Annotated in this window: 22 protein-coding genes; 17 read left to right on the top strand and 5 right to left on the bottom strand. The window is 46.3% G+C overall.

Features of this window, described 5'->3' with window-relative positions; all coding sequences use genetic code 11:
- Positions 1–7: 7 nt before the first annotated feature.
- Complete coding sequence (locus AC0IYG_RS21200; protein ID WP_471713063.1) at positions 8–3,367, bottom strand: SusC/RagA family TonB-linked outer membrane protein; 3,360 nt, start codon at positions 3,365–3,367, stop codon at positions 8–10.
- 342 nt (positions 3,368–3,709) lie between these two features.
- On the opposite strand from AC0IYG_RS21200, the gene AC0IYG_RS21195 reads away from it, so the two are divergent.
- The 4 genes from AC0IYG_RS21195 to AC0IYG_RS21180 are packed head-to-tail and all read left to right on the top strand — an operon-like array spanning position 3,710 to position 8,344.
- Positions 3,710–4,141: a ligand-binding sensor domain-containing protein gene (locus AC0IYG_RS21195; RefSeq protein WP_471713062.1), complete on the top strand. Its 432-nt coding sequence runs from the start codon at positions 3,710–3,712 to the stop codon at positions 4,139–4,141.
- Positions 4,074–6,320 carry a ligand-binding sensor domain-containing protein gene (locus AC0IYG_RS21190; protein WP_471713061.1) on the top strand — a complete coding sequence of 749 codons (2,247 nt, stop codon included), beginning with the start codon at positions 4,074–4,076 and terminating at the stop codon, positions 6,318–6,320. Before AC0IYG_RS21195 ends, AC0IYG_RS21190 begins: the two co-directional genes overlap by 68 nt.
- Positions 6,253–7,887: a response regulator gene (locus AC0IYG_RS21185; RefSeq protein WP_471713060.1), complete on the top strand. Its 1,635-nt coding sequence runs from the start codon at positions 6,253–6,255 to the stop codon at positions 7,885–7,887. Before AC0IYG_RS21190 ends, AC0IYG_RS21185 begins: the two co-directional genes overlap by 68 nt.
- A 37-nt stretch (positions 7,888–7,924) precedes the next feature.
- Positions 7,925–8,344, top strand: coding sequence for a BLUF domain-containing protein (locus AC0IYG_RS21180; protein ID WP_471713059.1), 420 nt, complete (start codon positions 7,925–7,927; stop codon positions 8,342–8,344).
- Between the two features lie 87 nt (positions 8,345–8,431).
- Here the strand turns inward: AC0IYG_RS21180 and AC0IYG_RS21175 are convergent, their stop codons facing one another.
- Positions 8,432–8,782, bottom strand: a complete 351-nt coding sequence (locus tag AC0IYG_RS21175; RefSeq protein ID WP_471713057.1) for a hypothetical protein — start codon at positions 8,780–8,782, stop codon at positions 8,432–8,434.
- Positions 8,783–8,949: 167 nt separating this feature from the next.
- Complete coding sequence (locus AC0IYG_RS21170; protein ID WP_471713056.1) at positions 8,950–10,299, bottom strand: serine hydrolase domain-containing protein; 1,350 nt, start codon at positions 10,297–10,299, stop codon at positions 8,950–8,952.
- A gap of 187 nt (positions 10,300–10,486) precedes the next feature.
- Here AC0IYG_RS21170 and AC0IYG_RS21165 point away from each other — a divergent pair, with 187 nt between their 5' ends.
- The 8 genes from AC0IYG_RS21165 to AC0IYG_RS21130 all read left to right on the top strand — a co-directional run bounded on the left by AC0IYG_RS21165 (position 10,487) and on the right by AC0IYG_RS21130 (position 18,153).
- On the top strand, positions 10,487–11,554 hold the full coding sequence (locus AC0IYG_RS21165; protein ID WP_471713054.1) for a helix-turn-helix domain-containing protein: 1,068 nt from the start codon (positions 10,487–10,489) through the stop codon (positions 11,552–11,554).
- A gap of 103 nt (positions 11,555–11,657) precedes the next feature.
- Complete coding sequence (locus AC0IYG_RS21160) at positions 11,658–12,155, top strand: hypothetical protein (RefSeq protein WP_471713053.1); 498 nt, start codon at positions 11,658–11,660, stop codon at positions 12,153–12,155.
- Between the two features lie 127 nt (positions 12,156–12,282).
- Positions 12,283–13,866: an outer membrane beta-barrel family protein gene (locus AC0IYG_RS21155; RefSeq protein ID WP_471713052.1), complete on the top strand. Its 1,584-nt coding sequence runs from the start codon at positions 12,283–12,285 to the stop codon at positions 13,864–13,866.
- Entirely contained in the window at positions 13,836–14,024 is a 189-nt protein-coding gene (locus tag AC0IYG_RS21150; protein WP_471713051.1) for a hypothetical protein, read from the top strand. The genes AC0IYG_RS21155 and AC0IYG_RS21150 overlap by 31 nt, the downstream gene beginning before the upstream one ends.
- Positions 14,025–14,579: 555 nt before the next feature.
- Positions 14,580–15,017 (top strand): hypothetical protein, encoded by a 438-nt coding sequence (locus AC0IYG_RS21145; protein ID WP_471713050.1) that lies wholly within the window; start codon positions 14,580–14,582, stop codon positions 15,015–15,017.
- 80 nt (positions 15,018–15,097) lie between these two features.
- Entirely contained in the window at positions 15,098–15,220 is a 123-nt protein-coding gene (locus AC0IYG_RS21140; RefSeq protein WP_471713049.1) for a hypothetical protein, read from the top strand.
- A 123-nt stretch (positions 15,221–15,343) separates the two neighbouring features.
- Positions 15,344–16,765 carry an alanine/glycine:cation symporter family protein gene (locus AC0IYG_RS21135; RefSeq protein ID WP_471713048.1) on the top strand — a complete coding sequence of 474 codons (1,422 nt, stop codon included), beginning with the start codon at positions 15,344–15,346 and terminating at the stop codon, positions 16,763–16,765.
- A 68-nt stretch (positions 16,766–16,833) separates the two neighbouring features.
- The gene (locus tag AC0IYG_RS21130; RefSeq protein ID WP_471713047.1) at positions 16,834–18,153 is read left to right on the top strand and encodes a DUF389 domain-containing protein; all 1,320 of its coding nucleotides are present in this window, start codon (positions 16,834–16,836) and stop codon (positions 18,151–18,153) included.
- Here AC0IYG_RS21130 and AC0IYG_RS21125 read toward each other — a convergent pair.
- Complete coding sequence (locus AC0IYG_RS21125; protein WP_471713046.1) at positions 18,150–18,530, bottom strand: hypothetical protein; 381 nt, start codon at positions 18,528–18,530, stop codon at positions 18,150–18,152. The genes AC0IYG_RS21130 and AC0IYG_RS21125 overlap by 4 nt on opposite strands.
- A 376-nt stretch (positions 18,531–18,906) precedes the next feature.
- On the opposite strand from AC0IYG_RS21125, the gene AC0IYG_RS21120 reads away from it, so the two are divergent.
- Genes AC0IYG_RS21120 through AC0IYG_RS21110 form a run of 3 tightly spaced genes read left to right on the top strand, consistent with a single transcriptional unit; the run spans position 18,907 to position 22,259 of the window.
- Entirely contained in the window at positions 18,907–19,245 is a 339-nt protein-coding gene (locus AC0IYG_RS21120) for a PadR family transcriptional regulator (RefSeq protein ID WP_471713045.1), read from the top strand.
- On the top strand, positions 19,242–21,848 hold the full coding sequence (locus tag AC0IYG_RS21115; protein ID WP_471713044.1) for an ABC transporter permease: 2,607 nt from the start codon (positions 19,242–19,244) through the stop codon (positions 21,846–21,848). Before AC0IYG_RS21120 ends, AC0IYG_RS21115 begins: the two co-directional genes overlap by 4 nt.
- A 57-nt stretch (positions 21,849–21,905) precedes the next feature.
- The gene (locus tag AC0IYG_RS21110; protein ID WP_471713043.1) at positions 21,906–22,259 is read left to right on the top strand and encodes a VOC family protein; all 354 of its coding nucleotides are present in this window, start codon (positions 21,906–21,908) and stop codon (positions 22,257–22,259) included.
- Between the two features lie 33 nt (positions 22,260–22,292).
- Here the strand turns inward: AC0IYG_RS21110 and AC0IYG_RS21105 are convergent, their stop codons facing one another.
- Positions 22,293–22,544 carry a hypothetical protein gene (locus AC0IYG_RS21105; protein WP_471713042.1) on the bottom strand — a complete coding sequence of 84 codons (252 nt, stop codon included), beginning with the start codon at positions 22,542–22,544 and terminating at the stop codon, positions 22,293–22,295.
- A 290-nt stretch (positions 22,545–22,834) separates the two neighbouring features.
- Here AC0IYG_RS21105 and AC0IYG_RS21100 point away from each other — a divergent pair, with 290 nt between their 5' ends.
- Both AC0IYG_RS21100 and AC0IYG_RS21095 read left to right on the top strand, forming a co-directional pair.
- On the top strand, positions 22,835–23,611 hold the full coding sequence (locus tag AC0IYG_RS21100) for a LytR/AlgR family response regulator transcription factor (protein WP_471713041.1): 777 nt from the start codon (positions 22,835–22,837) through the stop codon (positions 23,609–23,611).
- Complete coding sequence (locus AC0IYG_RS21095; RefSeq protein WP_471713040.1) at positions 23,608–24,045, top strand: hypothetical protein; 438 nt, start codon at positions 23,608–23,610, stop codon at positions 24,043–24,045. Before AC0IYG_RS21100 ends, AC0IYG_RS21095 begins: the two co-directional genes overlap by 4 nt.
- Position 24,046: the final 1 nt, after the last annotated feature.

Genomic DNA, 24,046 nt, shown 5'->3' with positions numbered 1-24,046 from the left:
TGCTAAATTAAAAGGTGATGCGTGCGCCAATGTTGTAGGCACGGGCAAGCGGATATTTACCATAATCTACACCCGGCGTCAGGTTGGAGCCATTGTTGTAGTCCACTTCCGGGTTATAGCCCAGATATTTGGTGAATGTAAAGGCATTGTCAACGCCTACATAAATGCGCAGGTTACTGATCGCATTTTTGCTGATCTGGGCTATTTGAGGGAAGTTATACGCCAATGTCAGATTGGTGCATCTAAGGAATGAGCCGTCTTGCAGATAAAATGTGGAAAGGCGCGTGCTGTTGCTCTGCGTGCCTCCGCGTGCAGCGCGATACACTTTGCCATCGCCCGGCTGGGCTTCAGAACGGTAACGGTTCAGGACCTTGGAGTACTGGTTACCCGAACCCTCCATGTTGTAAATGTAATAATCCTGGCCATCGAGCACCTGGTTGCCATAAATGCCATTGAACGACGAACTGAAATCCAAATTCTTGTAGCTCGCCGAAATCGCAAAACCATACGTGAATTTCGGATGCGGCGTGCCGATCACCTGCTTGTCCGAATCGTTGACCACACCATCACCATTGATATCTTCAAAATAAAGATCACCCGGACGAAGCGGGTTCGTTGAAGCCGTTGAACGCGCCGGGCCTTTCAGCTTATAACCCTCAGGGAATTTCTGAGTCGAAGCATTGTAAACTGCATTGTCTGCCGCCAGATTTTCCATATCCGACTCACGCACCATGCCTTTTACTTTAAAACCATAAAACATCCCTATGGGCTGTCCCTGCTGGGTAATGTGCGTAATGTAAGAGCGTTCCGCACCCGTCGAAAGGATCGTGTTCGCGCCACCCATATCCAGCACTTTGTTGCGGTTGAGTGAGAAGTTTCCACTAATGTTCAGGTTAAAATCGCGCTTCGAAATCACGCGTGCGTCAGCCTGGATATCAAATCCGGTGTTCTGTACTTTCGAGTTTCTGAGGTTTGTCAGAATGGTTGAGGAACCCGAGATGGCTGAAAGCGGCTGGTTGAAAAGCAGGTTGTAAGAACGGCTCAGATAATAATTGGCAATGATCGAAAGCCTGTCTTCAAACAACCCCAGATCCAGCCCCACATTGTATTGTGAAGTGGATTCCCAGCCCAGATTCTGATCTTTAATGCCTTCTGCCCAAAGTGCCGTATTAACCGTTCCGTTCCCAAAAACAACACCGCCCGGAGCGGCCATCGTTTGCAGGAAGTTGTAGTTACCAATGTTGTTATTGCCGCTCAATCCCCAGCTGGCGCGGAGCTTCATCGTGGAAGCCTTGCCCAGCAAGTCGTTGTAGAATGGCTCGTTCGAGATATTCCAGCCTGCCGAGACGGACGGAAAACTTCCCCAGCGGTTGTTAGGGCCGAAACGCGAGGAGCCATCGGTGCGGAAAGATGCCGTCAGGTAATATTTATTGTCAAAATTATAAACCGCACGGGCCAGATAGGAAAGTAATGTCCAGTCGGTTTTCCCCGTTCCGTCACTTTCCGGATTGCCCGTATTCAGTCCAAAGTAAATGGCATCTGCGCCTTTTCCGGTAATTTCTTCAATCCGGTCATTCTGGAATCCGCGTGCGGTTACCGAAATCACATCGCGGTTATTTTGCTGTGCAGTATACCCGAGCAAACCATCGAAATTATGCTTGCCCCACGTCTTTTTGTAATTCAGGGTAAATTCAGCAAGCTTGTCCATGAAACTAATGTTTCGCGAAACGGCATTGGCAGCTGCAATGGCCTGCGGTGATCCCGGCGGGTTGGCGCCGCTGCTCAGGCTGGTTGGCAAGTAATATTCGTACTTCTCATTGTAAGTCTGCAAACCAAGATTTACCTTAAAATTCAGGTCCTTGACGATCTCAAATATTGCAAATCCATTATAAGTCCCGCGCTGGCCAGACCGGTTAATGTGCGTTTCTGTGGCGAGTGCAACAGGGTTTTCGATGGATTGCAAACCAAATCCGGCGCTTGCAGCAGCAGCCTCATTCTTGGCAAGCGACCCGTCGTCATTATAAGCCTTGTAAATAGGCATATACACCAGCGCTCCCAATATCGGTCCCTGATTGAACCGGCCTTCCTGCACCTCGCGGTTCGTGTTGTAAGTGTAGGCCAGGTTCGCGCCCACTTTCAATTTCTTGTTTACATCCGCATCAATGTTCGCCCGGAAATTGGTGCGTTCCTGTTTGGTGCTCAAAATGATGCCTTGCTGAGTAAGATGCCCGCCGCTGATGGCGTAACGAAGCCCTTTTTGCCCGCCACTGAAACTAATGTTATGACGGCTCACGGGCGCATTCCGGTAAAGCTCGTCCTGCCAGTCGGTGTTGTATTTGGGTGTGATAAGCCGTTGATTAGCAAAATCATAAATGTCCGTAGGAATGCTCACCGAACCCGCGCTGCCGCCCAGATTTTTGATACGCGTCGCATTATCGTCCGAAAACATGGCGTCATTCCAGGGCTTGCCGCCATTCACCATCAGGTCGCGGTAAGTGTTGTTGCGGCCGTCGATCAGCAACTGTGCAAATTCCGAAGAATTGAGCATATCAACCTTTTTAGCCAGCTGATGCACACCAAACTGATAGTCATATTCCAGCTTTCCCTTTCCTTCTTTCCCACGTTTTGTGGTGATCAAAACCACACCGCCCGCCGCTCGGGAACCGTAAATGGCCGCAGATGCCGCATCTTTCAGTATATCAATCGATTCAATGTCGTTGGGATTGATAAATACATCATTACCAGCCGGATAGCCATCAATCACATATAGCGGATCGGAACTTGCGTTGATAGAACCAACGCCACGAACCCGGATTTTTGTGCCGACATAAGGTGCACCGCTCACTTGTGAAATCTGCACACCAGCCACTTTTCCAACCAAAGCCTGGCCAACCGTGGGCGTTGTCAGGTTCAGTTCCTTCGCTTTTACGCTGGAAACCGCGCCGGTCAAATCACTTTTCCGGAGCGTCTGGTAACCCACGGCCACCACCTCATCCAGCATCATCGCATCCTGCTTCAACTGCACGTTCAGGGGCTTTTCATCCGACACTACCACTTCCTGAGCCAGAAATCCGACGAACGAAAATACGAGCGTTGATCCCGCCGCAGCCTCGATCACGAACTCCCCGTTCACATCGGTCACGGCGCCGTGGCTGTTGTTTCCTTTCTCAATCACCGTAACCCCCAGCAGCGGGTCGCCATTGTCGTCAAGCACTCGCCCGGTGACCCGGATTTTGGGTGCATGCGTCCCGGCATGAATGGTTGACACAAGTGCCTCTGGCCGCGCCGCCCATGCCGGGCCAAACGCGCTGAAAACCAAAGAACCAGCGATTACCACAGGAACAATGGGTAAAAGTAGTTTTTTCATAAACTGATTATAAATTTGATTTTTACAAGATATGGGCTCAGGCTTCTCGCAGGTTCAAACACAAAAAAAGCCCAAATAAGGCCGCAAATTAGCCTTCTCGTGTTAAGTCAATGGAAGTTGAATGTTATGTTAATGTGAATTTTGTAAGATGGGGGGAGGGGAAGGGCGTACATTTCTGGCTGACATTTCAAATTAGCATTCAAAACCAGCCAACCTAATAAGCGTATATTTGATAACAAGTAATTAATACTACGAATTTTTGTAATATTACATGCATATACCCTCAACGTTATCGAAATTGAATTGTACTCATTTCTAAGAAGTTCGAACTTTTTAATCTGCTTGCTGGCGTTTGTGCTGCTTCCATTGGCGGTTGCTGGTCAGGGAATGGGATTTCGGCAGCTCACAACGAGCCGTGGTCTTTCTCAGAGTCACGTTGCCTCCATTTTAATGGACAAAAAGGGCTTCATGTGGTTTGGCACCGATGACGGTCTGAACCGGTTTGACGGCATTACTTTCAAACATTATAAGCACGACCAAAGCAATCCCGGCAGCATTAATGACAGTTATATTCATGACCTGCTGGAAGACCGGAAAGGCCGGCTTTGGGTGGCGACGTCCAGCGGATTAAATCGCTACGATTTCGATAATGACCGTTTTGTGCGCTACACGGGCATTTCTGGTGTGCGGTCAGTCAATAAAATCTTTGAAGACAAAGCTGGAAAAACTGTGGCTTTGCACGGATCAGGGTCTCGTGCTGATGGATGCGGATAGGGACAAAGCGCGGGTGTTTTTGCCTGCCGATACTGGCCGCCGACCATTTAAAAAGCCGCTGGATCTGACATGCATTGTTGAAGATGCAACGGGAAAGTTCTGGATCGGGACCAAGGTGGGACTCTATATGTTCGATCCCGTAACGAGGCGTTACAGCGCGTATGTCGAGCACAAAGGCAGTAACAAACTGGATTCTGATTGGATCAAGGTTCTATACCGGGATAAAAAGGATAACATTTGGGTGGGCACGCGCGGAAGCGGTCTTTCAGTGCTGAAAGCGGGCGGCAAAACATTCAAAAGTTACCTGCATAATCCTGCCGACAGCCTGAGTATTTCGCATAATGACATCCTTTCTATTGCCGAGGATTTCGACGGCAAGCTGTGGATCGGAACAGAAAATGGCGGCATCAGCATTTTTAACCAGACAACGGGCGTATTTCAAAGGATTAGCCACATCGAAGGCGATTTTACAGCGCTGAGCGACAATTCTGTTTACTGCATTTACCGCGACCGGGTCAATAACTTGTGGTTAGGCACTTATTCAGGAGGCGTTAACTTTTTATCGCGTTCGCGAAAGAAGTTTTCGACTTACCGCAAGACCAATTCCCTCAGCAATACATTGAGCAATAATTTGGTTTTAAGCATTTGCGGCGATAAGAATCCGGATAAAATCTGGATTGGAACCGATGGCGGAGGACTAAACCTGTTTGACCGAAAAACCAAAAAGTTTACAACATTCCGGCACGATCCTGCCAACAAAAATTCATTAAGTAATGATTATGTAATTTCCATTACGCGCATTTCCGACGACGTTCTTGGGCTGGCCTACCACATGGGCGGCTTTGACTTTTTTGATACGCGAACCAACACTTTCACCCATCATTTACCCGAGCCGGAAAATGCAAATAGTCTGAGTACGGCGGATGTCAACAACATTTTTACGGACCGGCAGGGTGGGGTCTGGCTGGGAACATGGAATGGCGGGCTTAATTACTTCGATCCAAAAATGGGTCAGATCAGGCATTATCAGCACGATCCGGCCAATAATGCAAGCCTTAGCAGTGACATTGTAACCAAAGTCTTTGAAGATAAACTTGGCAGAATCTGGGTAGGGACGTTTCAGGGGCTCAACTTGCTGGACCGCAAAACCGATAGCTTTAAGCGCTATCAGGCCAATGATAATAAGTTAAGTTCTTTATCCAATAATAAAATCCAGACCATCCAGGAGTCGCGTGATGGCAGCCTTTGGATAGGCACCTTGGGCGGAGGTTTAGATCATTTTGATCCGGAAAAAAATCAGTTTACCGCTTTTACAGAAAAACAGGGCCTGGCCAGCAATGTGATCTATGGGATTTTGGAAGATAAAAAAGGCCATCTCTGGTTGAGCACCAATAACGGTCTGAGTGATTTTGATCCAAAAAATAAAACGTTCAGAAATTTCGGACTTGCTGACGGCTTGCAGGGCAACGAGTTCAAAAGCAACTCCTTTTTTCAGACGCCAGACGGGGAAATGTTTTTTGGTGGGGTAAGAGGTTTTACATCTTTCTATCCCGATAAACTGACCGATAACACGCATGTGCCGCCCGTTTATATCACGGAGTTTTTGCTGTTTAACAAGCCTGTGACAGCCGGTGAGCACTCGCCTCTGGCAAAAGCGGTCATTCAAGCCACTCAAATTAATCTTACTTACGAGCAGTCGGTGCTAGCATTTGAATTTGCAGCATTGAACTACACCATGCCTGAGCAAAATAAATACGCTTACAGGCTCGAAGGCTTTGATAAGGATTGGACATGGAGCGGAACGGCGCGCAAAGCAACCTATACAAATCTTGATCCGGGAGACTATACTTTCCATGTCAAAGCGGCCAACAATGATGGCGTCTGGAACGAAGATGGTGCCAAAGTGAAGGTGCATGTTGCGGCTGCTTTCTGGCAAACATTATGGTTTAAAATGCTCTGTGCGTTGCTGGCCATAGCATTCCTGCTTGTCTTATATGGACTTCGGATGCGTGTGATCAAATCACAGCAAGCCGCGCTTGTTTTGCAGGTCGATGCACAGGACCAAAGAAATCAACTGGCAAAAACAGGAAATTCTGAATCAATCACACCGCTTGCAGGAGCTGAATACGCAGCTGCAAATCCAGAACCAGCAGGAGCAAATCGCCCGCCAGGAAGCTGAAAAGGCCAATGTTGCAAAAAGTGTTTTCCTGGCAACGATGAGCCACGAGATCCGCACGCCAATGAATGGCGTAATGGGCATGGCGATGCTGCTTTCGCAAACAGCCCAGACCAGCGAGCAAGCTGAATATACGGACACGATCATTAAAAGCGGTGAAAGTCTGCTGACGGTTATCAACGACATTCTGGATTTCTCCAAAATAGAATCCGGCAATATGGAGCTCGAATCGTTGGATTTCGACCTTCGGGAATGCATTGAAAGCGTGCTCGACCTGTTTGCTTCCAAAGCGGCTGCCATTGGCCTGGACCTGGTTTATGATATTGAGTTGGGAACGCCTTCGCAGATCACGGCCGACAGTCACCGGCTGAGGCAGGTGCTGATCAATCTGGTCGGAAACGCGATCAAGTTTACGGCGTCGGGAGAAATACTTTTGATCGTTAAGCAGTCGAAACAAGTAGCCGACGACGCGGTTGAATTGCAATTTAGCATTCGGGACACCGGCATAGGCATTCCGGAAGACAAGCTCAGCAAGCTCTTTGTCGCATTTTCACAAGTCGATTCTTCCCACACCCGCAAATATGGAGGCACAGGTTTGGGCCTGATCATTTGTCAGCGGCTGATCGGTTTAATGGGTGGGAACATCTGGGTGGAAAGCCTTCCGGGGCAAGGGTCATGTTTCTATTTTACCATCGCGGCGGGCATGCCCAAGCAGTCGACCCGGCAATATGTGGTGCTGAGCCCGGCAGGGAATGAAGGAAAATCGGTGCTGATTGTTGATGACAACGTGACTAATCTCCGGATTCTCGAAATGCAGATGCAGCAATGGAAACTGGCCTCGACGCTGGCCTCATCCGCCTTGCAGGCGCTGTCGTATTTGCAAGCCGGAAAACATTTTGATATGGTGATCACGGATCAGCAGATGCCCGGAATGGACGGCATTGAGCTGGCGATGCAAATCAGGGAACAGCATCCTGATCTGCCCATCATATTGTTAAGCTCCATGGGCGATGATGCCGGCAAAAATGAAAAGGCGCTGTTTACGCAGGTGCTTACCAAGCCGGTTAAGCATGCGCATCTCGAAAAAACGGTTCAGTTAATTTTGAAATCCGGACAAAAATTAAAATCCGTTCCCGAGCAGCAAAATACATTGGACCTGAGCACTGAGTTCGCACAGCTTTATCCATTGCATATTTTGCTGGCCGAAGATAATGCGATCAATGAAAAGCTTTTTGTAAGCATTCTGAAAAAACTGGGTTATAATCCTGCAATTGCCCGCAACGGAGCCGAGGCATATCAGGAAGCAATTTCGGCCACTTTTGACATTGTCTTTATGGATGTGCAAATGCCGGTGCTCGATGGACTTGAAGCCACCCGAAAAATCCGGGACGCAGATATCAGCCAGCCCTTCATCATTGCGATGACCGCCAATGCCATGCGCGAAGACAAGGAAGCTTGCTTGCAGGCAGGAATGAACCATTATTTATCCAAACCGCTGCGGCTCGAAGAGATAAAAGCTGCATTGCAACTGGGCTACACGCAAGCTAATGCCGACGAAATTAAGTCTTAACCATATCTAACCCCAATCGATTAATTGATTATCAAAAATGGTGTACTCAATCGTTTATTTAAGTTCATCCAGAATTCTGCCCGACGATACTGAACTGGAGCAGATCATCGAGCAAAGCCGCAGCAACAATGCCACGTCCAACATTACGGGAGCCTTGCTCTCCTGCAACGGAAACATTATTCAGGTGCTGGAAGGAGAAAAGGAAGTGGTCAGGTCGTTGTTTGTAAAAATCCAGCGCGATCACCGTCACGCCCACGTCATTCCCCTTTTTCAGGGCGATGTGCCCCGCCGGTCGTTTGAAAAATGGGCCATGGGTTACAGCACGCCCAGCACCCGCAACATGCAGGAACTCAGAGAGCAGCTCCCATTTATCGACAACCCCGATCTCCCGATCAACAACGGCAGCAAAGTCCTCACACTTTTGCAAATCTTTTTCAAGAATAATCATAGGAATTGAGAAGGGTTTTATGGCGAAGATTGAATGTAGCGCTGGCTGATAGCCATATTTCATAGCACATTGAAAAAGTTAAAAAACCAGGCTTATTCAATCAAAAGATAAAAAAATAGCTCCTGGATCTTGTTGGTATTTCAGCCAGTTTCTCTCTGGAAAGGGTTTGAGGAACTGGTGAATTTTATATGCTGGTATTTCATGATCCGCAATCATCTGCAACTCCTTGGGCGTAGCGTAAAAAGCATATGACCAGCCATCGGCATCACCAATAAAAAGTGCCTGATGCTTTGTGTTGTAGTTTGCATACAACCTATTCCATGAGGTCGTTTCGAAAGCGCTTGCTTCATAATAACTTCTTGCAAGGAAATTCTCCTGGACAAGCACATTAAGCTCCTTGACAGCGGGAACATCTCCACCAATGCTGCCAACACTATCAGTTTTCACAGCCGTATATCTGACCTCCGCGGAATTGCTTTTAGATAGTTTTGAGGTTGTGTAAACGATCAAAATAAAAGAGGAAATGTAAAGGGTGGTTTTAAGGTTTTTTTTGGTCATAAGATGTTTTAAATACATTATGTAATCGACTGATAGTGGGGAGCCAATGGCGACTCTCACTTCACCGACCTCCCGCGCATCGACAAATACAACCTCCCGCCAAGGATCAATGTGTTTATGAATGCAAGGATCGCTAGTCCGGTTACGATATCCGGGGCGGTTAGGAAAATTCGTTTCCAATTTAAGACGCGGCCGCTGATGGCTGTCACTAAAATGGGGATGCAGAGGAGGAAGAGAATCGGGAGTAATCTGGCAACCGAAAACATTAGCATTTTCCAGGCAGGGCGGTTGACGGCTTTTTTGCGCCATTGATCGAGTCTTAGTAATTGCCTTATTGCCAGGATAATGAAAAGTATAATGGTTAAATTGATAAGGATAGAATATGTCCTGCTGGATAATGCAGGTGTTTCCGGGTTTTTGTTGTTGAGAATTTGTGCAACTCCCTCAATGAATGCGTGATAGTCTTCAAAAGGAGTGAAGCCACTGTTGAACAGGATCACAATTCCGTAGCCGTTTTTAGTAACCATTTGCTCGGAAGTGTAAGTCCAGAGAATGCCGCTGTGGGATATCGTTTTGTCTTGATTAACAAACCATCCCATGCCGTAAGATGACGTTTTTGAGCCCGTATGCATTGCTTTCAGATGGATGCTATCGAGTATTGTCGTTCCGTTCCAACGCCCATTGTTCATCTGCAATCGAAGCCAGTTTGATAGATCTGCGACATCTGACACAACTCCTGCGGCACCTTCTACAAACCAGTTCGGCTCCTTAACCCGAATGGGCATGCCTAACGCGAAAATATGCCCGTTCTGAAACTGCGAAGACGCATTGTAAAACGATTTTGTTAATGCAAAGTCATGCGTTTTGACCATCCCAAGTGGCTCGAAAATGTGTTGTTTTAAATAATCTTGGAATGGTTGGTGCGCAGCATTTTCTACCACTTTTGCCAGGATCTGATAATTGGGGTTGTGATATGCATATCGCTTTCCGGGATCAGTGCCAAGCCTGACGCTATTCATGCGGAAAATGGCGGCATCCAAAGAAGACGGCTGCTGATTGAAAGTCATTTCTGGAAAAACTTTGTCATTCAGACCGCTCGTCTGGTGCAGCAGATGGTTAACCGTCATCTGGTGAGATCGCGGATCGTCCAGTTTGAAACCGGGAATGTAACTTTGTGCAGCAGCATCCAGATCCACTTTTTGGGACGCCACCAGCTGCATGACCGACATGGCCGTGAAAGCTTTGCTTAGCGACGCAATGGCAAATGGAGTTTCCGCAGTCACAGGCTTACCATTAGCATTTACGCCGTAGCCTTTCATAAAAACCACCGAATCCTTTGTCACAACCGCAATGGCAAAGCCTGGAATGCTGCTTTTCTCCAACATTGCTTGCAAGAACTGATCCATTTTGGTCACCTGCAGAGAACGCTGTGCGAACAAGGATGATGTCTGCAAGCAGAAGACGGCGATTATGGCAAGAAGTGTTAACCTCAGCTTTGTTGTTTGTGTGGAAGCGGTCATTATTATTTTCAGACTTTAATATTATTACTTTTACAAACCCGTTTTGAGATGTTCTTACTTACAAGTCAAATGCATGAACCCAGGTCAGCAGATCCTTTTCTTTTTTAGCGCACTGGGCGCGTTTAACGGGCTGATTATAAGTTGCTATCTGCTGATTTTCAAAAAGCCTAAAGCGCCTGCATCATACTTTCTGGGGTTGCTGCTGCTGGCTCTTACCATGCGGATCACCAAGGCCGTTTTCAATTATTTTTACCCCGATCTCCCCCGGATCTATCTTCAAATCGGACTTTCTGGCTGCTTTTTAATTGGCCCTTCGCTTTATTATTTCACAAGGGCGGCGCTTGAAAACACGGTTAAAACACCACTTCGCTGGAAGTATATTTATTGTGCCTGGCTGGCGGGAATCACTATTTTAGGCATAACAATTCCTTATGAAAGCCATCCCTGGGATTGGAACCATTACATTGTTCATATCATCTACGCACAATGGGTCGCCTATTTTGTTCTGACCGGATGGATGCTCAGAAAGCGGATCGCAAAGCTGTTTGATAAAACCGAAAATCTCTCGCCCACGGAGAAGCCGATCCTTTCTATCTTTTTCGGAAATGCGGTTATTTTGATCGCCTATCTCATTGTCTTTTTCTGGTCATTCAGCAGCGTATACATTACCGGCGCCATATTCTTTTCATTGCTGCTTTACCTGAATATTCCTCTGTTTCTAAGCCGAAAAAAGTCAAATACAACATTCCTGGGTTATGCCGAACCGGAGCGTTATGCCAAAAAGAAAATCTCCGAAGATCATGCATCCAGCCTTACGGACAAGATTCATAAAGTCATCACAGAACAGGAACTTTACAAAAATCCTGACCTGAAATTGAATGATCTGGCCAAGGCGGTTAACATTTCCGGGCATCAGCTTTCGCAGCTGCTTAACGACAATCTGGGCAAAAGTTTCAACGTTTATATCAATGAATATCGCGTTACCAGAGCTTGTGAGCTGATCGCAAGCAACAACGGAATCAAGCTCGAAGAGATCGGTTACGAGGTTGGCTTTAATGCAAAGTCTACGTTTTTCACCGCATTTAAAAAATACCGCGGAACCACGCCCAGCCTGTTTAGAGAAGGATTATCAACCACTTAATTGATGCGGTCAGTACGGAATTATAAATCCGAACTCCGAATTCCCGACTTCAAAACCTTCCTGTTTTTCAAGCAGACTAGCTTTGGACATTTAATCCAAAGTCATGAAATCTATCATTCTTCTAGTCATTTCAATTTTATTAAGCCTGCCCGTTTCCGCGCAAATCCGAAGCATTTCAGCAAAGGTTACCGACGCAGCGGGTGTTTCCGTTGACGGCAATTTGTTGCTGACCGACACTATTGGAAAGGTGATTCAAAACAGTCCTTTTAGCGGAAGTGTTGCAATTGCTGGCCTGAACAATGTGCATCTCAGGCTGACGCTGAGCTCGCTTATTTTCAAAGACACCACAATTAACATGGTCTTTGCACAAACAGCCGATGTAGATCTGGGCACAATTGTCATGCAGGAAAGTGCGACCGACCTGGGGCAAGTCACTATTACTGCTTCGGCTCCGTTAATGCATTATGGCGAAAATGGCAACATGGAAGTTAATGTGGCTGGAACCGTGCTGGCCAGCAGCAGCTCTGTCACCGAGATACTTTCACGGACGCCGGGGCTTACGGTCAATGAGGGCGTGATTTCTCTTTCAGGGAAAGGGTGACGCGATCATTTATCTGAACGGGACTTTAATTCCCGCCGAGCGCCTGGCGAGTATTTCAACTTCGCAGATTGTCCGTATTGAGGTTATTGCAAATCCTTCTGCACGTTATGATGCCGGCGGGCGGGCCGTGATCAACATTATTACGAAAGCTCCGGATCGGAACGGATTGAGCGGCAGACTTAGCCAGCACCTGACCGCATCGGATTTTGCCGGCACCAATGCCAACACCTTTGCCGATCTGGCTTTTGCAAAAAACAAAATTTCAATTTCTGCCAATGTTGCCTTACTTAAAGGCAGTGGAAGGGAACTGCTTTACACCGTCAGAAATCGTCCGGATTCCTCCGAATATCTAAATTCTGCTCTCACAACGGATTGGAAACGGGATTTCAATGTTTATGCGACCTATGGCATGGGTGTCAGCTACCACTTTTCACCTGCTTCTGTATTATCCATTTCCTATAATGGAAACAGGGATCAACTGGGCGGAACCGTTGAGAGCCGCAACCGGATCACCTCGCTGACGACTGACAATAATTATGGCAGCAGCATTGTAAGAGACGAACTCAGACAAAACAATACGATCCTGGCCGACTTTACCAAAACCACCGATACACTTGGTTCGCAAGTGTTCCTAAGCGCCCAGTATTCGACTTTCAGGACGGGCAATGAGGATGTGATTTCAGAGTTTGGCGGGTCTGCACTGCGTTACCTGTGGAATGCTTTTTCACAAGATCTGAACATTGCTGCCATTCAGGCTGATCATTCAAAATATTTTAAAAAAGACATGAAATTGGAGTCTGGTCTCAGATTTAGCCATGTGGGAAACAATTCAGACACCCGTTTTTTGGTTGGAAACAATGCTGACGGACCTTATGTACCGGATTCAAAGTTGTCAAGTCTGTTTGATTATAAAGAGACGATCGGAGCGGCTTACGCCAGTTTTTCGGGGAATGTCGGGAAGCTGAGTGCCAATGTCGGTGTGCGGGCGGAGTGGACGACTTATAAGTTGAGCACGACGGCAGGTGATGGGCAGGATTTTGGAAAAGACTATCTGAACATTTTTCCGAATCTGCAACTGGCATATCCGTTCGAAAATGGCAGTAATATCAGGGCCTCCTACAATGCGAGGATCACCCGTCCGAGATATCAGGCCCTGAACCCATTTGTCATTTATCAGGACGCTTTTACCACCATTGAAGGGAATCCCAATCTTGTTCCGGAAAAAGCACATGCATTTGAAATCGGTTTGAATCTGGAAAAAACGGAATTTAAGATTGGTTACACTTACACCATTGACCCGCTTTCAGGGGCGGCTTTGCGGGGAAACACTCCCGAGAGTTATGTGCTCAAATCGATCAACAGAAGCAGTGACCGTACGTTTCTTGCATCATTAACAAGACCTTTCTCGATCGGTAAATGGTGGCAATCCATCAACACGGTCAGTGTTACGTACGGACGGTCCTTTGACGATCAATATGATTATGCGACCGGAAAAGTAACGCCTCAGGCTTACTTTTATACAAGCAACACATTCAGTTTAACACACGGCATTAAAATGCAGTTGCTCGCCTGGCACCTTGGTGAGCGTTATTATGGCATCCGTCGTGATGCCCGGCGATCGCTCGTTACGGCTGGGATCGAGAAGTCATTTGTCAGTAATAGACTGAAATTGAACTCTGAGTGCCAAACGATATTTTTAACCGGTCGATAGCCGAAGGTGATTACAATGTCGGAAAAACGCAGGTTTATTATAACAGACGGTTTGGCAATAACTACTTTAAGCTGACTGCAACGTACAGATTTGGCGGCACAGCGCCAGCAGCGCAACAGCCAAGACAAGCGCAACCGGAGAACAGCAGGGCCAATTAACCGATCGGGAAGACTCCCATAAACTTTACATTTTTAACGTCATTATACGACACGCTGTCATCTGTAAATGATGAGCGCATACAAGTAATTTGGTTGCTAGCCAATCCTTTAAAACGATAAGCTCTAAGATCTGAAAATAGCAGATTTAAGTTTTATAAGGTCTTCAATAACAAGGATATACGTTTGGTTAATGTCATACTGAAAGTAGTTATTTGCAAAATCATTCCAATTCCACTTTCAGTACTACATGGTTCAACGTTTATTTTCTTCAAATGTAAAGTCTTCTCTATTTGTGTCTTCACTTCGGCTATCGACTTTTCTCATTGCATTTTTCTGCTTGTTTAGTTTATCAACAATCGTTTTGGCTCAGGGAGCCATTTGGTATGTGTCTGAATCGGGTGGATGCGTTATTAACCAACGCATTATAATAATATATAAGGAGTTGCAAAATGCCCCATCAATTAATTTTTGATGAGGCATTTTTTTTATCCGGGCAGTCATTACAACCTTGAATATCTAAATTGGGTCAACAGGTAAACATGCATAGTCTCTTTTATGAAAAATTATCTTGTCGTAATGCTCTTTCTCGGTCTGGCGACTGTGGGCTGTAAAGAAGAAACAAATGATTACCTGATTGATGAATGCGTTGGCGCGAGCTTTTACTATCTGGATAATCAGAGTACAGCCAGCCTGCTTGTTGATTTTGGTGATCCAAAACTTAACCAGCAAATTGACACAGCAATGGTCATTAATCCGGGGCAGCTGAAATTGATCGGGCAAGACGCAAGTTTCGGATCAATTCCCCGCCCGAGTGAAACATTTAAGAGCTTTAAGTTATACAAGCTGGCAGATGGTAAAAAGACATTGGTTTACCAACAAAATCCCGTTCAAAATGCCCTTTGGGTAAAACGCAAGCACAATGAAAGTGATCCTGACTTTGGTTGCCAGCAAGTTGATAACACTTTAATAGTTACTGACAATATGCTTAAGTAATATTCATTTCATCATGCACCGGGTCCTATCATTCTTTCACAAACCTTTCCTACGTTCCGTCAGCGAATTTTAGGATGTAGATGCCGCTTGCCATTGCGGGGTTTGGAAATACTTGGGCGAAGTCCGCATTGGTTGCGATCAACATTAATGTCAAAACTTCATTTACCAGATCCTACCAGAACGGCACGCTTTCAGCCATTTAGACCGTAATTACAACCTTGCTGTTTAAAACATTACATTGTCACCGTAGCCGGGAGTCGTAAATTTTAGTTTTATTTAGGCAGCAGATCCAAAACATTCTAACTAACCCTCTCTAAACCCCTTACATGGAGCAGATCGTCAATTCAATTAATGGTGTCATTTGGAGCAATGCGCTCATTGCACTCTGCCTGGGAACAGGGATTTATTTTTCAGTTGTAACACGCTTCCTGCAAGTGCGGTTTTTGAAAGATATGGTCACACTGCTTTTTGGCAATAAGGCATCAGAAAAAGGGGTTTCATCATTTCAGGCTTTTGCCATAGCAATATCGGGAAGGGTCGGAACCGGCAACATTGCAGGTGTAGCGACGGCCATCGCAATGGGAGGGCCCGGGGCAGTTTTCTGGATGTGGGCCATTGCATTTCTGGGCGCGGCATCTGCTTATGTCGAAGCCACACTCGGACAAATTTACAAGCAGGTCAAAGACGGACAATATCGCGGCGGCCCGGCATTCTACATTGAAAAAGGTTTAGGCGTGAAGTGGTACGCAACATTGTTTGCGATTGCCACCATTGCCAGCACTGCATTGTTTTTGCCAGGCGTGCAGAGCAACAGCATTGCCACAAGTGCGAAAACTGCCTTTGACATTCCGGTTGAAATGACGGGAGCGGCCATCACAATATTGCTTGGGCTGATCATTTTTGGCGGAGTAAAGCGGATCGGCAAGGTGGCAGAACTGGTTGTCCCGTTTATGGCGGGTGCGTACATTCTCATGGCGCTGGTCATTATCGCTATCAATATCACGCAAGTGCCGGCCGTTTTTGCCCTGATCATCCGTTCAGCCTTTGACATGGAACCAGCATTTGCCGGGATATTTGGTATGGCGGTTTCCTGGGGTGTTAAGCGAGGCATTTATTCCAATGAGGCAGGCCAGGGCACAGCACCCCACGCGGCGGCTGCAGCAGAAGCTAGCCATCCCGTAAAACAGGGCTTGGTTCAGGCATTTTCTGTTTATGTCGACACTTTATTTGTGTGTACGGCCACTGCGTTAATGATCCTTTTTACAGGCAAGTTCAATGTGGTAAATCCAAATGGCGGATTTCTGGTCGAGAATGTAAAAGGCATGGCAATCGGATCTGAATTTACGCAGCAGGCCATCAATGCGCATTTTCCTGCATTAGGAAGCGGATTTGTGTCAATCGCACTGCTTTTCTTCGCATTTACGACGATTATGGCTTACTACTACATTGCGGAAACCAATCTGAGCTATTTAATGAAAGATGGCGACAGCAAAGTCATGCTGTGGTTGCTGCGCGGCCTGATCATGGCGGCCACATTTTACGGATCAGTAAAAACAGCCGAACTAGCCTGGACAATCGGGGACATTGGTGTTGGAATGATGGCCTGGCTGAACATTATCGCCATTTTGCTTCTGAGAAAACCCGCGCTGGACGCATTGAAAGATTATCAGCAGCAGAAAAAACAAGGCAAAGATCCTGTTTACAAGGCATCTGACTGGGGCGTTAAAAATGCAGAGGAGTGGGACTAATGTGATTGGAAAAATTGAATTCCATGTGGCCAGACCCTTCACCAGTTCACTAATTATAAAGCATTGCTATGATCATTGAAAAGTTACTCAGGAGGTTTGATATTTCTTCTGAGCGCGAGGACTACATAAAGATTCACGATACGGTCGAGAGCGGCATTGAGTTTAAAGGGACAAACTTGTGGATCCTTATTTTCGCCATCTTCATTGCATCCGTCGGTTTAAATGTTAATTCCACGGCTGTTATCATTGGAGCAATGCTGGTGTCACCGTTGATGGGGCCGATCCTGGGGATGGGATATAGCATTGCGACTTATGATTTTTCACTTTTCAGGAAGGCACTTTTTAATTATCTCTTTGCCATTGTGGCCGGCCTGCTTACGTCTGCCATATATTTTTATGTTACACCCATTTATCAGGCGCACTCCGAACTGCTGGCCAGGACGCAGCCAAACATTTATGATGTAATCATCGCACTCGTCGGAGGGCTTGCCGGAATCGTTGCGATTTCCAGTAAAAATAAGGGCAATGTAATTCCGGGTGTTGCCATAGCAACCGCACTCATGCCGCCGCTTTGTACGGCGGGTTACGGACTGGCGACGGCGAATTGGGGCTTTTTCTTCGGCGCATTTTACCTGCTCACGATCAACACTGTATTTATCGGAACCGCAACCCTGATCACGGTAAGGCTGCTTCAATATCCCATCCGCGACTATGCCAACGAACATCAAAAGACGATGGCAAATCGCTGGGTCAGTTTTTTGGTGCTCTTAACGACCATTCCCAGCATTTACTATGGTTATTTATTGGTTCAAAAAGAGCATTTCATTCAGAATGCCAACAATTTTATAACCAATGAAAGCTATATAGAAGGTGATTTTCTTTTAAAGCACGAACTGGATCCGGCCAGAAAGCAGATCAAGCTTATTTATGGAGGAAAATTGATCGAAGACTCTGAAAAGAAAAGGTTGAACAGCCGAAAGGGAATTTATGGGCTGGCGAGCACGACGCTCATCGTTCAGCAAGGGTTTTCGATTAATGATGTTCCAGGCGATCTTACACAAAGTGACCGTTACCAGGCAGAAATTAATCAATTAAAGACCGAGCTCAGCCGTAATATTCAAAGGCAAGACAGTATTGGCAACCTTACCAAAGCGACCGGTCTTTTGTTTAATGAGATCAAACCCCTGTTTCCGGACATACGCTACTGCTCAGCAGATCGGCAAACATTTTTCACCGCTGGTGGCAAAACAAACAATTACACAGTCGTCGTTTTAGGTTCTGCCAATGTGAAGCAAACCGGCAGAGATTTTACAAAAATAAAGAACTGGTTGCAGGTCAGGCTCAAAAGCGACTCAATCAAATTATATGTTGAAAAGGCAGTTCCTTAAACATTAGGGGATGGACGTCGCAGAATACTATTTTGAAGTTGCAGCCAAAACTTGTGCACGAAGAGACGCTCCTGACGGGATATGCCTTCATGCGCCTGTTTCACCCGGCTGAGGATGGATACAAACCGCTTTTTTGCCGTTTCGGTAATTTTTACTGGCGCATTAGCAAATGTCTGTCCATCATTTTTGGCAGCGGCTCCCGAAAGCACATTTGCATTCTCCACAAGAAAATTGGCATAGATCATCCAGTCATCCTGCCGGTCCTTAACAGTTGCATTTCCAGCCCTATGAGCGCTTTTGACACGAAAAATATCTTCCAGTTGCGCGAGTTCCATCGCCACAGAAGCCTTGCCGGTTTTTGAATAAGATAAATGCATAGATCCCAATTATTACTTTTCTGCTTAACTAACCTGCCTGCTTATTTTATAGCATTACAAACCTTTTAGTGCCGAAGCAAGTGCTCACTTTTGCCTGAGCATTTTTACAGTTGTAAATTTAGAGCCATATTTTCTGTTTAGCAAGTAAGAGGCGGAAAGTATTAGATCTTGCAAATGAATTGGAGAAGACGCATTGGTGAATTGTGACCAGCACTAGAACTGTAAGGCCACTGTTCAAAACCGAACACATCCCGCTCAGTAACGAACAGCACATTCAATTCTAAAACAGGTCATTCAGCCTCAAAAGGCACATTTTCGCTTGCTATGCATCTTGGTATGCATTTATACTACAAAATAGAAACTAATCATTTTTTCAATGCGGAGGACGTATTTGGGTGAATTTGAAGAGCTGATTCTGTTGATGATCGCTATCCTGGAGGGAGATGCTTATGGCGTCACCGTTTCGCAGGAAATTGAGCAGCAGACGGGTAGGGTCGTGACTTTTGGCGCGGTTCACAACACGTTGATCCGGTTGGAAGAAAAAGGGTTTTTGACGTCTGAAATGGGCGGTGCGACCACTGAACGTGGCGGCAGAAGAAAACGGCTTTTCAAATTAACAGCTTTGGGCAAAACCGCACTCACCGACATCCAGCAGCTGCGTAACAAGCTCTGGAATTTAATGCCCGATGCCACATTAAAGCTAAGCGGCCTATGAACACACCACAACCGCCGCGTTGGGCAAATGCCTTGCTCCGCTGGCTGCACCCGGAAAATACGCTTGAAGAAGTGGAAGGAGATCTGGAAGAGTTGTATGCACATAATTACCGGCGTTCAGGGAAAACCCATGCGGTGCTGCGTTACCTGGTCAATGTCATTTCCGTATTGCCTCCATTTGTCCGCCGCCGTCGCAGCCAGTCTCAATATGAAAAATCATTTTCTCTTAGCCCTGATATGTTAAAAAACTATTTCAAAATCGCGTGGCGGAACATTGTCCGCCAAAAAGCTTACTCCGTTTTAAACATTGCCGGCTTGTCCATCGGCATGGCATGCAGCATTCTGATCCTGCTATGGGTTCAGAACGAGCTGAGCTACGACCGGTTTCATCCTCGCGCGGATCAGATTTTCCGGTTAACGTGCAGTGCGGGAGATTTCAGGGCAGCGGTGAGTGCGGCCGGAATGAGTCCCGGGCTTAAAGCGGAATTGCCACAGATTAAAGAAGGCGTCCGCATCAGCAAATGGGTCAACATGCTTTTTGAGGCGGGGGAAAAGAAAGTGGAAGAAAAACGGGTCATATATGCAGATTCCAACTTCCTGGACTTTTTCTCCTTTCCGCTTTTGGCGGGTAACAAGGCTACGGCGCTGCAAGATCCGTCATCGATTCTGATCACGGAAGAAATGGCCACAAAATACTTCGGCACCAGTGATGCGGTCGGCAAAACCATTCGCATTGATAACAAAGAAAACTTTACGGTAGGAGGGATCCTGGCCAATCTGCCTGCTAATTCGCATTTGCAGTTCGACTGTCTGATTCCCATGAAAACACTTGCCCGGACCAGCGAGGACCTGCAACACAGCAATTGGAATAACTTTATCTTTTATACTTATTTACAACTTGACGACAAAACCGCAGCGTCGGCACCAGCCCGGCAGAACCTGATCAGGCAGATTTCTTCGATTTTCAAATCACATGGCCAAACCATCAAGCTGGATTTCGAATTGCAGTCGCTGACCGATATTCACCTGCATTCCAATTACCAGCTCGACGTCGCCGGCCACGGAAACATGCAGTATGTCAACATTTTCTTCGTCATCGCGATCTTCATTCTGGTTGTGGCCTGCATCAATTTCATGAACCTCGCCACGGCGCGTTCCGAGCGCAGGGCCAAGGAAGTAGGGCTGCGAAAAGTGGTGGGCGCGAATCGCTATCAGCTTATATTCCAGTTTCTTGGCGAATCGCTGATCTTTTCATTTCTATCTCTCTTTATCGCAATCGGCATAGTATTTCTGTTGCTTCCCATCTTCAAAATGCTGACGGAAAAGAGCCTTACCATTCATTTGTTAGACGGAAAATTGTTGCTGAGCCTCATCGGCATTGCGGTCCTGACGGGTTTGCTTTCAGGGAGTTATCCCGCATTGTTCCTTTCTGGTTTTGCTCCGGTGAAAGTCTTGAAGGGTAAACTGAGGGTGGCCGGAGGAAACCTGCTTTTCCGTAATGCGCTCGTTGTTACGCAGTTTGTGGTTGCAATTGTGCTGCTGGTGGGAACGGCGGTGGTTTACAAGCAACTGGATTTTATTAAAAAGCGGAACCTGGGTTTTGATAAATCCAATCTGCTTTATCTGCCGATGAATGGAGAGCTTTGGGGTAAACAGCAGGCTTTGAAATCGATATTAAAACAAAACGAATACACGGCAAACTTCACAGTGATTTCCGCGCTGCCCACCGCGGTCGAATCCGGGACTGTTGATGTGGTCTGGGACGGTCAGACTGCTGCCAACCAGGTTGTTTTTCCATCTCTGGATGTGGATGAAAATTTTGTGCATGTGTTTAAGACAAAAGTGCTGTCGGGACGTGGGTTTGATAAGGCATTTTTGGGCGACAGTTCCAATTACATGATCAATGAAAAAGCGATGCAGATCATGGGCATGAACATTCATAATGCTGTTGGCAAAAGCCTGTCTCTTGGCGGCACCAAAGGCACGATCATTGGTGTCATCAAGGATTTTCATTTCAAATCGCTGCAATATGCGATGGAGCCGCTGATCCTGCGCACAAATACTTGGGGCGGTGTGGTAATGATCCGCACGGCTGCTGGCAATAATGAGCAGACAATCAAAGCATTAGAAAAAGCCAATCAGCAGCTTAACCCTGCCTTTCCATTCAGATTTGGTTTTTTGGACAAAGATCTGGACAACCTTTACCGGAGCGAGCAGCAAATGGGAAACATTTTTAATCTGTTTGCCGGCCTGGCGATTTTTATTTCGTGCCTGGGGTTATATGGACTTTCTGCCTTCATGGCTGAACAGCGCACAAAGGAAATCGGTGTGCGTAAAGTGCTTGGTGCAACGGTCGCCGGGGTGGTCGGTTTGCTGTCGCAGGATTTTTTGAAATTGATCCTGATCGCCATTGTCATAGCCTCGCCAATAGCGTGGTACGCGATGAATAAATGGCTGCAAGGATTTGCTTATCAGACCACTGTGGAATGGTGGGTTATTGCCTTAGCGGGCGTGCTGGCGACTGCGATTGCATTATTTACCATCAGCTTTCAAAGCATTAAGGCAGCGCTGATGAATCCGGTTAAGAGTTTGCGAAGCGAGTAAGGATTGAAATCCGTGTTCCTTATTATTATATTTATCGCTTCTACAAACCTGAAGAAAATGGCAGCCAGTAACCGCGAAAAGCACGAGCAAATTCAATACATCGAATTCCTGACTCAGGACATTCCACGCATCAGCAAGTTTTACACCGAAAGTTTCGGGTGGAAATTTCAGGATTACGGCCCCGACTATTGCGCGTTTGAAGGAGATTATGTGGATGGCGGTTTTACCACTGGCGCGCCTGTCAGGGGCAGCATTCTGGTTATTCTTTACTCAGATGACATTGCAGCAACCAAAGCAAAAGTCCTGGCAGCAGGTGGCGTCATTGTGAAGGATATCTTTGAATTCCCCGGTGGCCGCCGCTTTCATTTTCTCGATCCGGATCAAAACGAACTTTCAGTTTGGGCACATTAAAGTATTGAATGCGTTGACATAACAGCGAAAAGACTATTCAGGCTGCTTCTGCATTTCCGCATTTGAATTGGAATACAAAAACGGACTAACTGGCTTCTGGTTCAACATTAGCATTGGAACTTTTGAATCCGGTGCAGAAGTGGCTTTCGCCGTTCCTGGATTGGACCCGTACATCACATTTCCTTTTCTTAATGTGCTCCGAGGCGTCATTTCGGCTCTTTCGTGATACACCGCGTACGTCAGCATCAACACCAATAGCAGGGGGAGTTTACTTTTTTTGTGCATAAAAATGCGAGGATGACTTGCCGTGTCGTGGTAAGGTAGAATTACTTTATAGTCCTAATTTAATCCGACAACTTTTCAAGATGAGATATTTTCGACGAAATGCTTATTCCTTCGCTTAATTGAAGAAATGGACCGTGCAGATGGATGTATTTATCGATGAAGATTTGGAGTTGGTGCGAGCGGATATCCCGATGCGCATTCCCGCAAAACAATATTTTTAAAATCGCCCGCAAACTTTTTTAGACGCAATTCCTTGTCTTAACTTTAAACCGCGCAAACGGGAAAAAAATATGAGGGATTTAGAGGCAGACAAGTTGACATGCTTAATCGCTGACGATGAAAAGGCAGGAAGGGACTTAATCAAAAAGCACATTGCGAAAATACCATTTCTTACGCTTGTACAGGAATGTACATCGGCATTCGAAGCGCTGGTAATGATCCCGGAGCTTCGCCCGGACATTGTATTTCTCGATATCCAAATGCCCGGCATGACCGGCTTCGAATTGCTGTCTGCACTAGGAAATGCGCAGCCAGCTGTCATCATTGTGTCCGGAAATTCTGAGTTTGCACTTGCGGGTTTCGATCATCAGGTTAGTGATTTTCTGCTAAAACCGGTCACATTTGAGCGTTTTTCCAAAGCTGTTGCGAAAACCCTTCGCGAAGGCAACTTCCGCAATCCGGCAACGCATTCAAAAGAACAGGATATTCCCAAAACACCTGACCATCGGGCGCTGAACATTCAGGATTATTTGCTCGTAAAGGAAAACAAGCAATTGATTCGCGTAGACCTGAAAGATGTGCAATTGATTGAGGCAATGAAAGATTATCTTAAAATCCAGGATAGCAAAACTACGCACGTGATTCATGAGACAATGGCCAATATCGAGTCCGCATTGCCTGCGCAGCCATTCATCCGCGTCCATCGCTCTTTCATTATCAACCGCGGAATCATCACCGGAATCGACGGAAATCTGATCAATACAACGATTGGGCGGAGCATACCCATCGGCAACACGTATCGCACTGCCGTTCTTGATTCTTTCCGTAAACAAATATTAGGCGCGTGATGGCTTTGTCAAAGTTGAAACTGAGGCAAATTCTCAGATTGGTTATTCATGCTGCATTATGGATCATTATGTGGTCGGGAATCAGGTATTTTACCATCCCGACGCTAACCAAGGACAACATTAATGTCATTGAAAATGCATCCGTTATTACATTTGGGTGGACATTGATCGTGTTCTATTTCATGGGATATGTCATCTTCCCCAGATTTCTTAACAAGCGGCGTGTATACTGGTTAATTCCTATCCTGCTCATCGTATTTCAGGTCACTTTCATCCTGAATCTTTACCATTTCAAATATCTGTTTTCGATCAGTGATGCCACAACGAAGGGTGCCGATATTTACATTGGGAGAGCTTGGAACAGATATTTAGCATCGGCCGGCATGTTCAGCTGGATAACCAGCGTGACATTAACCTTTATCAATTATAGCTGAA

Source organism: Dyadobacter sp. AC419 (assembly GCF_979253085.1).
This window is presented reverse-complemented; position numbering and strand designations above follow the sequence as displayed.

Bases quoted from the DNA above. Each gene is read 5' to 3' on its own strand.
- AC0IYG_RS21200 (WP_471713063.1), bottom strand. From the start codon at position 3,367: ATGAAAAAACTACTTTTACCCATTGTTCCTGTGGTAATCGCTGGTTCT.
- AC0IYG_RS21180 (WP_471713059.1), top strand. From the start codon at position 7,925: ATGGTGTACTCAATCGTTTATTTAAGTTCATCCAGAATTCTGCCCGAC.
- AC0IYG_RS21170 (WP_471713056.1), bottom strand. From the start codon at position 10,299: ATGGATCAGTTCTTGCAAGCAATGTTGGAGAAAAGCAGCATTCCAGGC.
- AC0IYG_RS21165 (WP_471713054.1), top strand. From the start codon at position 10,487: ATGAACCCAGGTCAGCAGATCCTTTTCTTTTTTAGCGCACTGGGCGCG.
- AC0IYG_RS21160 (WP_471713053.1), top strand. From the start codon at position 11,658: ATGAAATCTATCATTCTTCTAGTCATTTCAATTTTATTAAGCCTGCCC.
- AC0IYG_RS21145 (WP_471713050.1), top strand. From the start codon at position 14,580: ATGAAAAATTATCTTGTCGTAATGCTCTTTCTCGGTCTGGCGACTGTG.
- AC0IYG_RS21140 (WP_471713049.1), top strand. From the start codon at position 15,098: ATGCCGCTTGCCATTGCGGGGTTTGGAAATACTTGGGCGAAGTCCGCA.
- AC0IYG_RS21135 (WP_471713048.1), top strand. From the start codon at position 15,344: ATGGAGCAGATCGTCAATTCAATTAATGGTGTCATTTGGAGCAATGCG.
- AC0IYG_RS21130 (WP_471713047.1), top strand. From the start codon at position 16,834: ATGATCATTGAAAAGTTACTCAGGAGGTTTGATATTTCTTCTGAGCGC.
- AC0IYG_RS21125 (WP_471713046.1), bottom strand. From the start codon at position 18,530: ATGCATTTATCTTATTCAAAAACCGGCAAGGCTTCTGTGGCGATGGAA.
- AC0IYG_RS21120 (WP_471713045.1), top strand. From the start codon at position 18,907: ATGCGGAGGACGTATTTGGGTGAATTTGAAGAGCTGATTCTGTTGATG.
- AC0IYG_RS21115 (WP_471713044.1), top strand. From the start codon at position 19,242: ATGAACACACCACAACCGCCGCGTTGGGCAAATGCCTTGCTCCGCTGG.
- AC0IYG_RS21110 (WP_471713043.1), top strand. From the start codon at position 21,906: ATGGCAGCCAGTAACCGCGAAAAGCACGAGCAAATTCAATACATCGAA.
- AC0IYG_RS21105 (WP_471713042.1), bottom strand. From the start codon at position 22,544: ATGCACAAAAAAAGTAAACTCCCCCTGCTATTGGTGTTGATGCTGACG.
- AC0IYG_RS21100 (WP_471713041.1), top strand. From the start codon at position 22,835: ATGAGGGATTTAGAGGCAGACAAGTTGACATGCTTAATCGCTGACGAT.